The sequence below is a fragment of the Klebsiella aerogenes KCTC 2190 genome, assembly GCF_000215745.1.
In the GTDB taxonomy this organism is placed as follows: Bacteria; Pseudomonadota; Gammaproteobacteria; order Enterobacterales; family Enterobacteriaceae; genus Klebsiella; species Klebsiella aerogenes.
Genome location: NC_015663.1, coordinates 4,638,185 through 4,654,175, shown reverse-complemented (window position 1 = coordinate 4,654,175; position 15,991 = coordinate 4,638,185). Strand labels below are relative to the sequence as shown.

The 15,991-nt window shown below is 54.2% G+C and carries 14 protein-coding genes; 5 read left to right on the top strand and 9 right to left on the bottom strand.

Annotated features, from left to right (window positions below; genetic code table 11):
- Positions 1–110: 110 nt before the first annotated feature.
- On the bottom strand, positions 111–1,394 hold the full coding sequence (locus tag EAE_RS21970) for a YeaH/YhbH family protein (RefSeq protein ID WP_015366144.1): 1,284 nt from the start codon (positions 1,392–1,394) through the stop codon (positions 111–113).
- Positions 1,395–1,511: 117 nt separating this feature from the next.
- Positions 1,512–3,446 carry a protein kinase YeaG gene (gene yeaG, locus EAE_RS21965; protein ID WP_015366145.1) on the bottom strand — a complete coding sequence of 645 codons (1,935 nt, stop codon included), beginning with the start codon at positions 3,444–3,446 and terminating at the stop codon, positions 1,512–1,514.
- 428 nt (positions 3,447–3,874) lie between these two features.
- On the opposite strand from yeaG, the gene EAE_RS21960 reads away from it, so the two are divergent.
- Positions 3,875–4,621 (top strand): MipA/OmpV family protein, encoded by a 747-nt coding sequence (locus EAE_RS21960; RefSeq protein ID WP_015705786.1) that lies wholly within the window; start codon positions 3,875–3,877, stop codon positions 4,619–4,621.
- A 200-nt stretch (positions 4,622–4,821) separates the two neighbouring features.
- On the opposite strand, the gene EAE_RS21955 is transcribed toward EAE_RS21960, so the two are convergent.
- Together EAE_RS21955 and gapA are read right to left on the bottom strand one after the other, a co-directional pair.
- Positions 4,822–5,706 carry a D-hexose-6-phosphate mutarotase gene (locus tag EAE_RS21955; protein ID WP_015366147.1) on the bottom strand — a complete coding sequence of 295 codons (885 nt, stop codon included), beginning with the start codon at positions 5,704–5,706 and terminating at the stop codon, positions 4,822–4,824.
- Between the two features lie 71 nt (positions 5,707–5,777).
- A complete protein-coding gene (gapA, locus tag EAE_RS21950; protein WP_004203784.1) occupies positions 5,778–6,773 on the bottom strand; it encodes a glyceraldehyde-3-phosphate dehydrogenase in 996 nt (331 codons plus the stop codon).
- 338 nt (positions 6,774–7,111) lie between these two features.
- On the opposite strand from gapA, the gene msrB reads away from it, so the two are divergent.
- Positions 7,112–7,525, top strand: coding sequence for a peptide-methionine (R)-S-oxide reductase MsrB (gene msrB, locus EAE_RS21945; RefSeq protein ID WP_015705785.1), 414 nt, complete (start codon positions 7,112–7,114; stop codon positions 7,523–7,525).
- Positions 7,526–7,566: 41 nt separating this feature from the next.
- The gene (locus EAE_RS21940; RefSeq protein WP_015366149.1) at positions 7,567–7,845 is read left to right on the top strand and encodes a YeaC family protein; all 279 of its coding nucleotides are present in this window, start codon (positions 7,567–7,569) and stop codon (positions 7,843–7,845) included.
- Between the two features lie 79 nt (positions 7,846–7,924).
- Here EAE_RS21940 and chiD read toward each other — a convergent pair whose 3' ends face one another.
- From chiD to sppA, 4 genes are all read right to left on the bottom strand, one after another.
- The gene (chiD, locus tag EAE_RS21935) at positions 7,925–9,181 is read right to left on the bottom strand and encodes a chitinase ChiD (RefSeq protein ID WP_015705784.1); all 1,257 of its coding nucleotides are present in this window, start codon (positions 9,179–9,181) and stop codon (positions 7,925–7,927) included.
- Between the two features lie 297 nt (positions 9,182–9,478).
- A complete protein-coding gene (gene pncA, locus EAE_RS21930) occupies positions 9,479–10,120 on the bottom strand; it encodes a bifunctional nicotinamidase/pyrazinamidase (RefSeq protein WP_015366151.1) in 642 nt (213 codons plus the stop codon).
- Positions 10,121–10,130: 10 nt separating this feature from the next.
- Positions 10,131–11,147 carry an asparaginase gene (gene ansA, locus EAE_RS21925; protein ID WP_015366152.1) on the bottom strand — a complete coding sequence of 339 codons (1,017 nt, stop codon included), beginning with the start codon at positions 11,145–11,147 and terminating at the stop codon, positions 10,131–10,133.
- A gap of 140 nt (positions 11,148–11,287) precedes the next feature.
- Positions 11,288–13,141, bottom strand: coding sequence for a signal peptide peptidase SppA (gene sppA, locus EAE_RS21920; protein ID WP_015705783.1), 1,854 nt, complete (start codon positions 13,139–13,141; stop codon positions 11,288–11,290).
- A gap of 164 nt (positions 13,142–13,305) precedes the next feature.
- Between sppA and EAE_RS21915 the strand changes: the two genes are divergently transcribed.
- Complete coding sequence (locus EAE_RS21915; RefSeq protein WP_015705782.1) at positions 13,306–13,857, top strand: NAD(P)H nitroreductase; 552 nt, start codon at positions 13,306–13,308, stop codon at positions 13,855–13,857.
- A gap of 114 nt (positions 13,858–13,971) precedes the next feature.
- On the opposite strand, the gene phoC is transcribed toward EAE_RS21915, so the two are convergent.
- Positions 13,972–14,718 (bottom strand): acid phosphatase PhoC, encoded by a 747-nt coding sequence (gene phoC, locus EAE_RS21910; RefSeq protein ID WP_015705781.1) that lies wholly within the window; start codon positions 14,716–14,718, stop codon positions 13,972–13,974.
- A 226-nt stretch (positions 14,719–14,944) separates the two neighbouring features.
- On the opposite strand from phoC, the gene selD reads away from it, so the two are divergent.
- Entirely contained in the window at positions 14,945–15,988 is a 1,044-nt protein-coding gene (selD, locus tag EAE_RS21905; RefSeq protein WP_015705780.1) for a selenide, water dikinase SelD, read from the top strand.
- Positions 15,989–15,991: the final 3 nt, after the last annotated feature.

The following is a 15,991-nucleotide window of genomic DNA, read 5'->3' as shown; positions in this document are numbered from 1 at the left end:
ATTCGACAATTATCGAAATGTAATTGAGCGGAACCTGTGGCTGGCTATTAATGTGTTTTCGCTACAGAAAAATCAGCCAGAATAGGTATTTATCTGGCTGATTTATGAGGCTAAGTATTACTGGTCGCGCCTTGTTTATGAAACAGTTCGCGGAACACCGGATAAATATCTTCCTGATCGCGAATATGCTGCATAGCAAAATTCTCAAACGTCGCCTGCAGATGTTCATATTCGCGCCACAGAGTCTGGTGAGCGCGGCGGGTGATTTCGATATAGCTGTAGTAACGAACCACCGGCAATATTTTCTTCGCCAGCAGTTCATGACACAGCGGCGAGTCATCCGCCCAGTTATCGCCATCCGACGCCTGTGCGGCGTAAATATTCCACTGCGCCGGGTCATAGCGGGCTTTAACAACCTCATCCATCAACTTCAAGGCGCTTGAAACAATCGTACCGCCGGTTTCCTGGGAGTAGAAAAACTCATGTTCATCCACCTCTTTCGCCTGGGTGTGGTGGCGAATATAGACCACTTCAACGTTTTTATAGGTCCGGCTGAGGAACAAATACAGCAGAATGTAAAAACGCTTCGCCATGTCTTTGGTGGACTGATCCATTGAACCAGAAACATCCATCAGGCAGAACATCACCGCCTGACTTGAAGGCTCCGGTCGTTTCTCATAGTTTTTATAGCGTAAATCAAAGGTGTCGATAAACGGCACGCGCTCAATTTTAGCCCGTAGTTCCGCAATTTCTTTACGTAGCCGCTCCTCTTCCAGCAACTGCGCTGGTTCGCTTTTGGCAATGGTATCGAGATCGTCTTCCAGCGCCCGCAGTTCGCGCCGTTTACCGGCGGTCATCGCGGTTCGCCGTGCCAGCGAATTCTGCAATGAACGCACCACGCTGATATTGGCCGGCACGCCGTTGGCGGTAAAACCCGCACGATGGGTTTTGAACTCGTTCAACTGGCGTTGCTGGTTTTTCTTCAGGTTGGGAAGGGCCAGATCTTCAAACAGCAGGTCAAGATATTCATCTTTCGAAATCTGAAAGACGAATTCATCCTGGCCCTCGCCATCGGCGCTGGCCTGCCCCTGACCACCGCCGCCTCCGCCGCCGCCGCCCTGAGGGCGTTCAATACGGTCGTTCTGCACAAAGTGATCGTTGCCGGGATGGACGCGATTACGAAGCCCGCCGCGCCCCTGATGAAACATCGGCTCGTTAATATCGTCCGTCGGAATGGAGACGGATTCACCGCTGTCGATATCGGTCACCGAACGTTTATTGATGGCTTCGGAGATCGACTGCTTTATCTGCGCCTTGTAACGGCGCAGAAAGCGCTGACGATTGACAGCGCTTTTGTTCTTCCCGTTCAGGCGTCGGTCTATGAACCAGGTCATATGCCCTCCTGTACTGCATTTGCCAACTGTACCCTGATGTTGATTAGGGTAGATGTCTTTCGTTATACGAGCAGTGGTGCTGAAACCCGGCAGCCGCAGCTACCGGGTTGGTCGCTATCAGGACGATTTACGTACCCGCAGGTACCATTCGCACAGCAGGCGTACCTGTTTACGGGTATAGCCTTTTTCCATCATGCGATCGACGAAGTCGTCGTGTTTTTTCTGCTCGTCGGTAGACGTTTTGGCATTGAACGAAATGACCGGCAACAGCTCCTCGGTATTGGAGAACATTTTCTTCTCAATAACCGTGCGCAGTTTTTCATAACTGGTCCAGTTCGGATTACGTCCGCTGTTATTCGCTCTGGCGCGCAGCACGAAGTTGACGATTTCATTACGGAAATCTTTCGGGTTGCTGATCCCGGCGGGCTTCTCGATTTTCTCCAGTTCCGAATTCAGCGATTCACGGTCGAACAGTTGCCCGGTATCCGGATCGCGGTACTCCTGATCCTGAATCCAGAAATCTGCATAAGTGACATATCTGTCAAAAATGTTCTGTCCATATTCGGAATAAGACTCAAGATACGCCGTTTGGATCTCTTTGCCGATAAATTCGGCGTATTTCGGGATCAGATAGCCTTTGAGGAATTCCAGATAACGTTCGGCCTGCTCTTGCGGGAACTGTTCGCGTTCGATTTGCTGTTCCAGTACGTAGAACAGATGGACCGGGTTGGCCGCCACTTCGGCATGATCGAAGTTAAACACCCTTGAGAGAATTTTAAAGGCAAAACGGGTAGAGAGACCGTTCATCCCTTCGTCGACGCCAGCGTAATCACGATACTCCTGGTAGGATTTCGCTTTCGGGTCGGTATCTTTCAAGCTTTCGCCGTCATAGACGCGCATCTTCGAGTAGATGCTCGAGTTTTCCGGCTCTTTCAGGCGCGACAGAATAGAGAAGCGCGACAGCGTTTCAAGCGTTCCTGGGGCGCATGGCGCATGGGTCAGCTCACTGTTATTCAACAGTTTTTCATAAATACGGATCTCTTCCGAGATGCGCAGGCAATAAGGCACTTTGACGATATAGACACGGTCAAGGAACGCCTCGTTGTTTTTGTTATTACGGAAGGTCACCCACTCGGATTCGTTGGAGTGCGCGAGGATAATGCCGTTGAACGGCAGGGCGGAGATACCTTCGGTACCGTTATAGTTGCCTTCCTGGGTCGCCGTCAGCAGTGGGTGCAATACTTTAATCGGCGCTTTAAACATCTCGACGAATTCCATGATCCCCTGGTTGGCGCGGCATAGCGCGCCGGAGTAACCATAGGCATCCGGGTCGTTTTGCGCATAGTGTTCCAGTTTACGGATATCCACTTTCCCCACCAGCGCCGAAATGTCCTGGTTATTTTCATCACCGGGTTCCGTTTTGGCGATGGCAATCTGTTCGAGGATTGACGGCCACACTTTCACGACGCGGAATTTAGTGATATCACCGCCGAACTCGTGCAGGCGTTTAGCCGCCCACGGCGACATAATTGTGCCGAGATAACGGTTAGGAATGCCGTATTCTTTATTGAGGATCTGCGCGTCCTCCTGCGGGTTAAACAGGCACAGAGGGTGATCGTTGACCGGGCTGCGTTCGCCATTCGCGCTCAGCACGTAGATTGGCACCCTTTGCATCAGCGATTTCAGGCGTTCCGCCAGCGAGGATTTACCGCCGCCAACCGGCCCCAGCAGATACAGAATCTGTTTTTTCTCTTCCAGACCCTGCGCAGCATGTTTCAGATAGGAAACAATCTGCTCGATGGCATCTTCCATACCATAGAACTCTTCAAACGCCGGATAGCGTGCAACAACCCGGTTTGAAAAGAGGCGGGACAGCCGCGGCTCCAGGGCCGTATCGACCATGACTGGTTCACCAATGGCCGTCAATAGCCGCTCTGCCGCGTTGGCATAAGCACTGCGATCTTGCCGGCAGATGGTAAGAAACTCCTGCAGTGTGAACTCTTCGTCCTTGGCAGCTTCATAGCGCTGGCGATAGTGATCGAATATATTCATGGCATGCCGTCCTTTCGTTTTTTAGCACAGGTTGAGAGCCGTTCATATGAATAGTGGGGGCCCCCGGAAGGGGCAGGCTGAACGACGTCCTTCTACATCTCAGCAACCCTCGTGCCAGGTTACAGAAGCGATTTGGATAACGTGCTCTGCGACTACACCTTCTAAATTTAAGCGTAGATGCATTTAGAAAACTTGCATGCCGCTAAAACTCAATTTCAATGACATATCAATAACTCATCCGGAAACCAGGCAATTTTTCGCATATCTTGCCAAAGCCTTTCATCAATGTGTCATGAAGTCGCAAGAGGACGGTCATCAAGCAGTGGGAAATTGTTCGGTTTAGTGTAAGAGCAAGTAAAGCATTTGAGGCATGACCTCTACGACGTTAAACTGCACGCGCTAATTATTTGACAACAGGAATATGGATCGTGACTAAAATCAAACTTCTGGCACTGGGTGTGTTCATCGCGACGTCAGCTGGCGCAGTGCACGCTGACGGGAAGTTAACGCTGGGGGCCGGCGTGGGCGTCGTCGAGCATCCTTATAAACAATATGATGCAGATGTTTACCCGGTACCTGTCATTAGTTATGAAAGTGATAACTTCTGGTTCCACGGTTTGGGTGGTGGCTACTACCTGTGGAATGATACCAACGACAAACTGTCCGTGACCGCTTACTGGTCGCCGATGTATTTCAAGCCGGGCGACAGCGACAATTCGCAGATGCGCAAGCTGGACCGCCGCAAATCCACCATGATGGCGGGGTTGAGCTACGTTCATAACACTCAGTACGGATTCCTGCGTACGACGCTGGCCGGCGATACGCTGGACAACAGCAATGGCATTACCTGGGATATGGCCTGGCTGTACCGTTATACCAACGGCAACCTGACCCTGACGCCGGGTATTGGCGTGGAGTGGAATAGCGACAATCAGAACGAATACTACTACGGCGTCTCGAAGCATGAGTCGAATCGCAGCGGCATGCGCAGCTACGATCCTGACAGCAGCTGGAACCCGTATCTGGAGCTGGCGGCGAACTATCGTTTCCTCGGCGACTGGAGCGTTTACGGTATTGCCCGTTACACTCGTCTGTCTGACGAAATCACCGATAGCCCGATGGTGGACAAATCCTGGAGCGGCCTGATTTCGACCGGGATCACCTATACCTTCTGACAGTGCACTTCCACAGACTTTTTTGTGCATCAAAACAGGGCGTTATGCCCTGTTTTGCTATATTACAATTCGCGTTTAGGCCGGGTGGCGGCTACGCCTTACCCGGCCTACGGGTCGAGCCCACTGTCTCCTGGAAAACACGGTGTTAAGTAGGCCTGATAAGCGAAGCGCCATCCGCTCACGTCAGACGCTTGTCGGTCTTAACGCTTCACAACGCGAATAGTCTGCGCCAGGCGAGTGGGTTTCTCTTCGCTGGCTTTCTGCGGCACGGTCACGCAGCAGGTTTCCACGCAAACAAAAGTTTTGTAGCCATCATCCGGCATATCGCCCATGCTGACGGAAAGCGCCGGGCCCGGGTTCCAGGCAACGACGTTACCGTGATGGCGATGGATCACGTCGATGTTGCGCTGCAGGACGTCATCATGAATCACGCTGCAGGCTTCGGCATTGAGATAAACGCGGTCGGTGCGGTCCGGGAAGGTCTGGATGCCGTCCTTCAGCACGCCTTCTTCGGCATTCAGCACTTTATCGACATAGCGATCGCCAAGGCCGCTCACTTTAACTGCCGTGATATCGCCAACGTTGAAGTAGGTGTGCAGGGCGGAGGTGGTTTCAAACTCGCCGTGGGCTTCCAGTTCGATCTCGCAGGTCTTACCCAGCTTGAAGCGCGCATACAGCGTGAAGTCGTGAGGCCAGTATTTGCGGGTTTCGTCACTGCTCTGCAGTTCGAAGGTCAGCATCACGCCGTTTTCATCTTCGTCCTGGCATTTTAGCGCCCACGGCAGGTTGCGTGCGAAACCGTGCGACGGCAGCCCCTGTTGCGCTGACGGACCGAACCATGGCCAGCAGATGGGTACGCCGCCGCGCAGGGCGACGCCGCTTTTAAATGGGGTATTGTTGCTCAACCACAAAACTTCTTCTTCACCGGCCGGTTGCCAGGAGAGCAGGTGAGCGCCCTGCAGGGCGACGGAAGCTTTTACCTGCGGGTGGTCAACGACGATAAGTTCAAGATCGTCCAGCTTGCGGCGGGAGAATGCAGGAGAAAGTTGTTCAATCACCGGGAGAGCAAAAATTTTATTAATCATTACGCCATCCTCTTTCAGGCAAAAAAAAGAGCGACCGAAGCCGCTCTTATTGATTACTTATTCATCTCAACTTATTTGGAGATGTGAGCAATCAGGTCCAGAACTTTGTTGGAGTAACCAGTTTCGTTGTCGTACCAGGAAACCAGTTTCACGAAGTTGTCGTTCAGTGCGATACCAGCTTTAGCATCGAACACGGAAGTGCAAACTTCGCCGTTGAAATCGGTAGATACAACGTCGTCTTCGGTGTAACCCAGAACGCCTTTCATTGCGCCTTCAGAAGCCGCTTTGATTGCTTTCTTGATTTCTTCGTAGGACGCTGCTTTTTCCAGACGAACGGTCAGGTCAACAACGGATACGTTCGGAGTCGGAACGCGGAACGCCATACCGGTCAGTTTGCCGTTCAGTTCTGGCAGTACTTTACCTACCGCTTTAGCAGCGCCGGTAGAGGACGGGATGATGTTCTGCGCTGCGCCGCGGCCGCCGCGCCAGTCTTTGTGAGACGGGCCATCAACGGTTTTCTGAGTTGCGGTGGTAGCGTGAACGGTGGTCATCAGGCCTTCAACGATACCGAAGTTGTCGTTGATGACTTTAGCCAGCGGAGCCAGGCAGTTGGTGGTGCAGGATGCGTTAGAAACGATGTCCTGGCCTGCGTAAGTGTCGAAGTTAGCGCCGCGAACGAACATCGGAGTGTTGTCTTTGGACGGGCCAGTCAGAACGACTTTTTTCGCGCCAGCGGTGATGTGTTTACGAGCGGTTTCGTCGGTCAGGAAGATACCGGTTGCTTCAGCAACAACGTCAACACCAACTTCATCCCATTTCAGGTTAGCCGGGTCACGTTCAGCGGTAACACGGATTTTTTTACCGTTAACGACCAGATGACCGTCTTTCACTTCAACGGTACCGTCGAAACGACCGTGAGTGGAGTCATACTTCAGCATGTAAGCCATGTACTCTGCGTCTAACAGGTCGTTGATTGCAACGATCTCGATGTCAGAACGTTTCTGAGCAGCACGGAAAACAATGCGACCGATACGGCCAAAACCGTTGATACCTACTTTGATAGTCATATATTCCACCAGCTATTTGTTAGTGAATAAAAGGTTGCCTGTAAAATTACAAAAACCTTACGCAGCGTCAAGCGGAATCGTGTCAATCATTGCGACAAATCAATCCTGAGCAGACCTTTGCGCGATTGATTTGCCTCACTCTCCCTTTGAGCCCAATTCCATATGGGGACTGCGTCCGGAATTTTAAAGGTCATATAAGATAAAAATGTGATTAGTATCACAATTATCTGGCTGCCTGATGGCATCGGATAAGTTTAGAACAAAAGTACAGGTTTCATTGTTAATGTTTTGTTAGAATCGACGGGTAAAGTTGCCCTTTCAAAGCGAGAAGTAATCACATGGCTAATAAACCATCTCCTGACGAGCTCAAACAAGAATTGAGCGAGATGCAGTTTTATGTGACGCAGAATCACGGTACCGAACCGCCGTTTACCGGACGGTTGCTGCATAACAAAAAAGACGGCATCTACCACTGCCTGGTCTGCGATGCGCCGCTATTTCACTCACAATCCAAGTATGACTCCGGCTGCGGCTGGCCGAGCTTCTATGAGCCGGTGAGCGACGACGCGATTCGTTATCTCAATGATTACTCCCACGGGATGCAGCGTACTGAAATTCGCTGTGGCAATTGCGATGCGCACCTGGGGCATGTCTTCCCGGATGGCCCGCAGCCGACCGGCGAGCGTTTTTGCGTCAATTCGGCCTCTTTAAGCTTCACCGATGAGCAAAACGGCGAGCGAACTAAAGGCTAAGAAACGATTCAGCAAATTATTCCAAGACGGATGAGCAGAAGATGGATATCGAGCAAATTATTGCCAGTATGACGCCGGAACTGTACCAGCGTTTAGCCACCGCGGTGGAGTTAGGAAAATGGCCGGACGGCGTTGCGCTGACCCCGGAACAAAAAGAAAACAGCATGCAGCTGGTGATGTTGTGGCAGGCGCGCAACAACACGGATGCGCAGCATATGACCATCGACACCAACGGTCAGATGGTGATGAAGAGCAAACAGCAATTGAAAGAGGATTTCGGAATCGTGCCGAAGCCGATTGCGACGTTCAAACCGCAGTAATCTGCTGCACTGAGCGCCCGGTTTAACCGGGCGGCTCTTTAAGTCACCCCGGTCGCGCAGTGCTTCCGGGGTGTGTGTTTTACTGCGTCTTGATACCTAGCGACTCGGCCAGTTGTCGGGCAAGCTGGTTTTTGTCATCTGCGCCATATTCCCAGAACATGCCGCCCGCTAACCCTTTGCTCTTGATGTAATCGGCTTTGATCGCCACCGAACGTGGATTCTCGTAGGACAGGGCGAAAAGCGCTTTGCCATCGGCAGAGTTTACCGATAACCACGGCACCTTCGCTTCGTCATCCCAGTGCTCAGTAAAGCGTTTCTGCGGATCGTTGAGCAGTTTGGCAACAATATCGTTGTATTTCACATAGGTATCTTTGCTCAGGTCATAACCCAGCGATTTAAACAACTCGATTTGCTGTGCCCCGAAGTAAGGCTGGGTAGCCGGGTTTTTCTGCGCGTCTGGCTTACTCCAGTCAATCCCTGGCTCGACGGCACGTTTCGGTACCCGGCCATAGAAACCAATGCCGAGATTCATCTGGCTGGGTTTGAGGCCAGCAGCCAGATAGTTATTCACCACAAAATCGGCGCTGTATTTATCCGCTGCGGCGACGGTCGGCCAGTGGCGGGAGTCATACAGATTTGAGTTGAAATATTGTGTGCCGTAGGCCATGTCGTAGGTCATCAGATTGATATAGTCCAGCAGTGGGGCGACCGCTTTCACGTCGACCCAGCTTTTTGGACTTTCAACATTGGCGCCAACGGCGATGGTCACCAGTTTCTTAGTGCCGACGGCGGCACGTAGTTCTTTCAGCAACGCGGTAAAGTTATCGCGATCCGCCGGCTGGCTGGCCACCAATCCCCAGGCGCCGTTAACCGGAAATTCCCAGTCAAGATCGATGCCATCAAGGCCATATTGGTCAATGACCTGCTGAACCGAACGGATAAACACCGCCCGGCTTTCCGGCGTGGCCGCCGCGCCGGAAAATCCACGCGCGCCCCAGCCGCCGACGGAGAGCAGGACTTTCAGATCGGGATTTTGCTGGCGTAGCGCCGGCAGTTTTTGTAAATCCGCCTGTACTTTTGGCGACAGCCAGATTTGATGGAGATGGTCAGGGTCTTTCAGCGCGTCGTTGGTCTCGTCTTTTTCATCGTTGTAGATAAGGCCGAACGAGTAGTTAAGATGGGTTATTTGTCGGACATCAAGCTTGTCGATATCGCCGCCGGGGCCTGCGGTGACGTCGCCGCCGCCGTTAAAGTAGCCGACCGACATATAAGATTGCGCGGAAACGACAGAGGCGCAGAGCAGGGGTAATGCTGCCAGCAAGGGCAAAAGTTTCATCGGAGTTCCTCTTTGACAATGATATACCCGTCATACTTCAAGCTGCAGATGCGTTGGCAGCGTGCACTCACCCCAGTCACATAGTTATCTATGCTCCTGGGGATTCGCGCCCTTGCCGCCTTTCTACAACTTGAATTATTTAGGGTATAAATAAGCACACGCCACGGAAATGGCGTGGCGAAAAAACAGCCTGTCCACAGTATCAGCCCTTATCCGGGGAAACTGCGAGACAGCTCAATTTATCGAGGTCAACGAGGCGGTAAATACCGCCCGGCGTGAGGTGCGCCGGGCGTGAGGTCAGGGCTGGGTTTCCAGCCAGTCGTCGAGGGTGTAGAGCGTGGCTCCGGCGGCGGCCATTTCCATAAAGGCAACGGCGCTGTCCTGCGGCTGCAGGTTGACGCCGCGACAGCCGTCGGTGATCACGTTGACGGTGTAGCCCAAATCCAGCGCATCAAGCACGGTAAACTTAACGCAGTAATCCGTCGCGAGACCGAGAATGTTCAGCTCCGTCACGCCGTGCGCGCGCAGCCAGCCATCGAGTTCGGTTTTCTGCCGGTGACCGTTGTCGAAAAACGCGCTGTAGCTGTCGATTACCGGATTTTGCCCTTTATGAAACACGGCGTTAATAGCCTGCTGTTTGAGTAGCGGGTGCAGCGCGGCGCCATCGCTATGCTGCACGCAGTGATCGGGCCAGAAAGTCTGCGGCAGGCCATCAAGCTCGCCCTGGGCATAGGGTTCCGCCTGATGCTGACTGGCAAAGCTACCATGGTTGGCCGGATGCCAGTCCTGGCTTGCGATGATGGCGTCGCCGCGCGCCAGGCTCCAGTCGATCAGCTGATTTGCGATATCAATGGTGCTGTCGCCTTCGGGGACGGCGAGTGCGCCGCCAGCGCAGAAATCGTTTTGCAGGTCTACCAATAGCAGCGCGCGGTGGCTCATAGCATGTTCCTTATTCATCAGGGGTCAGCTCGCCGCGCAGGTTTTGCTGCATGGCGTTTCGAATGGCCGCACCATCAAGGTTCTGACTGAGCAGATAGTGTAGCTTGGTCAGCGTCGCTTCCACGGTCATATCAAAACCGCTAATGACTCCGGCCTGCGCCAGCGCGTTGCCGGTGGCATAGCCGCCCATATTCACCTTACCCGACATGCATTGCGTCAGGTTCACCACCACAATACCGCGCTGGCTGGCTTCCGCCAGGACCTGAATAAACTCGCCGTTCTGCGGCGCATTGCCTACGCCATAGGAGCGCAGGATCAGCGCTTTCACCGGCTGACGCAGGAAATTACGCACCACATCGGCAGAAATCCCAGGATAGATAGTGACCACGCCGATAGGCTGCGGCGTAATGGGGTGGACGATCAGCTCGCCCTTTCCGTGCGGCGCGGGCGGGGTACCGAGACGGCGGATATGGATGCCGGCTTCCAGCAGCGGCGCCAGGTTTGGCGAAGCAAAGGCATCAAAACCGTCTGCGTGGGCCTTGGTCGTGCGGTTGCCGCGATACAGACGATTATTGAAGAACAGCGAAACTTCGTTGATCGGGTAGTTGGCGGCGACGTACAGCGCATTGAGCAAATTGATTTGCCCATCGGAACGCAGCTCGGCTAGCGGGATTTGTGACCCTGTCACAATGACCGGCTTACCTAAGTTCTCCAGCATGAACGACAGCGCCGAAGCGGTGAAGGCCATGGTATCGGTGCCGTGCAGGATAACGAAACCATCGTATTGGTCGTAGTGGTCGCGAATGTCGTCAGCGATATGCTGCCAGTCTTCCGGCGTCATATCAGACGAGTCCATCAACGGCGCGTATTCATGAATAGTGAAGTCCGGCATCTCCGGGCGGTGGAACTCGGGCATTAGCGCCAGCTGGCGCTGCAGGTGGCCGGAAACGGGGATATAACCGTGATCGGAGCGCTGCATACCGATGGTCCCACCGGTGTAGGCAACGTAAATCGATTTCTTTTGCATAGCATCGCTTAGGTTGGACGTGAACAGGCGCAGTATAAAGTGGCAGGCAAAAAAATAAAGCGCTAACCCTGGGAGTTGCAGAGAAGCGCTTGAATTTAATGTCGTTGAAACGCTGCCCCACGGCGGGGGCAGACGGGGGATTAACGAATATTGGCGCAGGTCAGACAGAAGGCATAGCGATTCTGCGGATCGTTAAATGCCGCCAGTTTATCGCTTTCCGTTTTCACAACGTCCGCTGCAGCCGCAACCGGCGCAGGCAGGTATGCCTGAATCGCGGCCGGCAGAGCCGCGCGCACTGAACCGGTCAGACTATCCATCACCATCGCAAAGAACGTCGGTTCTTCCTGATACCAGGTGATATGCCATTGCTTCAGTTTCGCCAGCTCCGCGGCTTTCGCCACCGCATCGTCGAAATCGCCGAGGCTATCTACCAGACCATTGGCTTTGGCGTCTTCACCGGTCCAGACATGGCCTTGCGCGATTTGGTCAATCTTCTCCGGCGTGCTCTTACGCGCATTAGCCACCAGGGTGATAAAGCGCTTATAGCCATTTTCGATGCTCAGCTGTATTAACTGCTGCACTTCCGGCGGTAGCGATTTGGTGGTTGAGACATCGGCCAGTGGCGAAGTGGCGACGCCATCGGTATGAACGCCAATCGAACCGAGCGTATTTTCCACCGTGTTAATCACGCCGAAGATACCGATGGAGCCGGTGAGGGTGCTCGGGTTCGCCACGATGTAATCCGCCGGGGTGGAGATCCAGTAACCGCCGGATGCTGCCATGCCGCCCATTGAGACCACTACCGGTTTACCCGCCGCTTTCGCCGCCGCCAGCTCTTCGCGGATGACCTCCGAGGCGCTGACGCTGCCGCCCGGGCTGTTGACGCGCAGGACGATCGCTTTCACTTTCGGATCAAGGCGCGCGTCGCGGATTTGCGCCGCGGTGGTGTCGCCGCCGACGTTACCCGGCGTTTCCTCACCGTCCATGATGGCGCCATTAGCAAAGATAACCGCAACCGCCGAACCCTGTTCAGTTGGCGCTTTGACGTTGTAATCGTAGTAGCTGATGGCGCGATAGTTGTTATCCGCTTTGCTCCAGCCAAACTGCTTAGTCAGCGCTTTTTCCACTTCCGTCGAGGTGGCCAGCTCGTCGACCAGCTTGTTATCCAGAGCGTATTTCGCGGTATCGCCATCAACTTTACGCAGGCCGTCGATCACGCCCTGAGCGCCGGGGAACAGCTGCTGCGCGGTGATCTGGCGGTTAGCGGCAATGGTGTTGAGATAGTTCTGCCACAGTTCGCCGATCCAACGGCTGTCCGCTTCACGCGCAGCCGGCGACATGTCGTCGCGAATAAACGGCTCGACGGCGGATTTGTAAGTACCGACGCGGAAAACATGGGTCGAGACTTTCAGTTTATCCAGCAGCGACTTGTAATACAGGCCGTTGGTGGCAAAGCCGTGCAGGTCGACTTCACCCTGCGGCGAGAGCCAAATTTTATTGGCGAAACTCGCCAGATAGTATTGTCCCTGGGTGTAGCTGCTACCTACGGCATATACCGGTTTACCGCTGTCGCGGAACTCGCGTAGCGCTTTACCGATATACTGCATCGAGGGCTGATCGCCGCCGACGAAGTTTTTCAGATCCAGTACGATACCGGTGATATTACGGTCGTCTTTCGCCTGGCGAATCGTCTGTACGATATCGAACAGCGAGTTCTCCTGCAGACGATCGGAACTGGCGCCGAACAGCTGGCGGCCAATGACCCCGAGCTTGCTGCTGGCGGAAGGCTTATCAACGACCACGCCGGTGATGTCCATCAGCAGCGCGCCGCGTGCGGTATGTTCCGCGGTGCTGCTGCTAAACTGTGCCCAGATGCCGACGCAAATCAGCACTAACACCAGGAACACCAGGTTCAGCGCGAATTGGCGAATGAAATTGAGTATTCGCCATGTCCATTTAAAAAATCCGGCAAGAAATCGCCAAAGGGTTCGCATGTATTCTCCCTAATATTTTGATGATGGGTCAGCCGCAGGGGCTGCCGCGTCTGGCTATCCTAAAGAGAGTGCCGACGCTTGTCAGCAGGAATCACCCATCGGGCTGTAACAAAATCCATGCGCATGTTAATTTTATGCAAAATGACATCACAGGAGTTACACAGATGGATGCTCTCGAACTACTGGTAAATCGCCGCAGCGCGTCGCGCCTGACCGATCCGGCTCCGGCTGGTGAACAGCTGGAAAATATCCTTCACGCGGGGATGCGTGCGCCGGATCACGGCACGTTACAACCGTGGCGGTTCTTTATTATTGCCGATGATGGCCGCGAACGCTTTAGCCAACTGCTGGAAAAAGGGGCGATGGCCGCCGGGCAGGATGAAAAAGCCATTGAAAAAGCACGTAATGCGCCGTTCCGTGCGCCGTTGATTATCGCGGTAGTCGCACGCTGCGAAGAACATCCGAAGGTACCGCTGTGGGAACAGGAGATGTCCGCGGGATGTGCGGTGATGGCGATGCAAATGGCCGCAGTGGCTCAGGGCTATAACGGTATCTGGCGTAGCGGTGCGTTAACCGAGAGTCAGGTTGTCCGCGAAGGCTTTGGCTGCCGCGAACAGGACAAAATTGTCGGTTTCCTCTACCTTGGCACGTCGCAGTTAAAAGCATCAACGACGTTTACGCGTCCGGATACCGCGCCGTTCGTCACGCGCTTCTGAGTCAGTGCTTGTTACGCCGGTGGCGCTGCCGCTTACCGGGGCTACAGCGCTGTGCGATTTAGTAGCCCGGAGAAGGCGCAGCGCGCCGCCTCCGGGAGTTCAACGGCGATGACGTTACTTCTGCGTTTTGGCGAATTCATCCTTTGCTTTCTGCAACTGCTGTTGGAAGGCCGGGTTGGTATGCAGGGTCGCCACCACCGCCGAGCCGACTATCCGCGCCGCATCGACGTCGCTCTGCCAATGATAGCCGCAGATAACCCGGCTTTCGCCCAACTCATAGCCGCGTTTGAGAATTTCGTTTTGCCGCTGCGGATTGATCTCCGCCAGTACCAGCGCGGTTGCCCAACCGATAGAGGTATGACCGGAAGGGTAAGATCCGTTTTTCGACAGCTTGTCCTGCTCGGTAGTGTTACAGGTTGAAACGCCGTAGAACGCAAACGGGCGAATGCGCATATATTTCTCTTTCGCGCTGCGGGTAGCCAGATCGCCGGCATCCTCAATCATATTTGTCAGCAGCTTATGTAACTGCGGCGCGTCTTTTTCGGTGATGGGCGAACCAAAAGCGCTGGAGAAGGCATTCGCGACGCCGCCGGCGCTCAGGTTAGCATCTTCAGCCGCCAGCTTGCCGCGTTCGGTATTGCGCAGCAGCCGTCCTTTCTCATACATCGCCTGATCGTTTAAAAATGCGATGCTGCCAACTTCCGGCGGCGGCGGCAACAGCGCCAGGCTATCGATGGCCTGTGCATTTTTCAGATAATAGAGATCCGGTTTGGTGGTTGCATCATTGCCGGCAGGGACCAGCGCGAAAGCGTTAACGGAAAACAGGCTGGCGAGGCAGAGGGCGAGAACGCGCTTTTTCATCTACATTTCCTTACGGTGTTATATGTCCAGAACAATGGTTTTGTTTTTAGTCACATTTTTGTCATCTGTAAGTAAAAGTTAAAATGGCGTTGAAAAAATTGTTCGGTATCGCAAAAACGCATATTTGTCTGCTTAATGAGCAACCACTCGCGATTTCGGACTGTCGCACTTATCACCTTGCCGTTTGGGCGCTACCATAGCGGGATTGCAATGACAGGAGATGTCCATGAGCGAGCAAGCTATTCGTTTAACGCAATACAGCCACGGAGCCGGTTGCGGTTGTAAAATTTCCCCTAAAGTGCTGGAAACCATTCTGCATAGCGAGCAGGCGAAGTTTGTCGACCCGAACCTGCTTGTCGGCAACGAAACCAGCGACGATGCGGCGGTCTACGATCTGGGTAACGGGACGTCGATCATCAGCACCACCGATTTTTTCATGCCGATCGTCGATAATCCTTTTGATTTTGGCCGTATCGCGGCGACTAACGCCATCAGCGACATTTTCGCGATGGGCGGCAAACCGATTATGGCGATTGCGATACTTGGCTGGCCAATCAACACGCTGGCGCCGGAGATTGCTCGCGAAGTGGTTGAAGGCGGGCGTTTTGCCTGCCAGCAGGCCGGGATTGCGCTGGCGGGCGGTCACTCCATCGATGCGCCGGAACCGATTTTCGGGCTCGCGGTGACTGGCGTGGTGCCAACCGAACGTATCAAGAAAAACAGCACCGCGCAGGCGGGCTGCAAGCTGTATCTGACCAAACCACTGGGTATTGGCGTGCTGACTACCGCCGAGAAGAAATCGTTGCTGAAGCCGGAACATCAAGGGCTGGCGACGGAAACCATGTGCCAGATGAACCTTGCCGGCGCCGCATTTGCCAATATCGAAGGGGTAAAAGCGATGACCGACGTCACCGGTTTCGGCCTGCTGGGGCATCTCAGCGAAGTCTGCCGCGGCGCGGGCGTTCAGGCGCAACTAAACTACGCCGATATCCCTAAACTCCCGGGCGTTGAAGCTTACATTGCCGCCGGGGCGGTGCCGGGCGGCACCGGACGCAACTTTGCCAGCTACGGTCATTTGATGGGCGAGATGCCGCCGGCATGGCGCGATCTGCTGTGCGATCCGCAAACTTCCGGCGGCCTGCTGCTGGCGGTCACGCCGGAAGCCGAAGCCGAAGTCCAGGCCGCTGCCGCGGAATTTGGCATTAAGCTTGCCACTATTGGCGAGCTGGTCACCGCCCGCGGCGGGCGTCCAATGATCGAGATCCGTTGATTA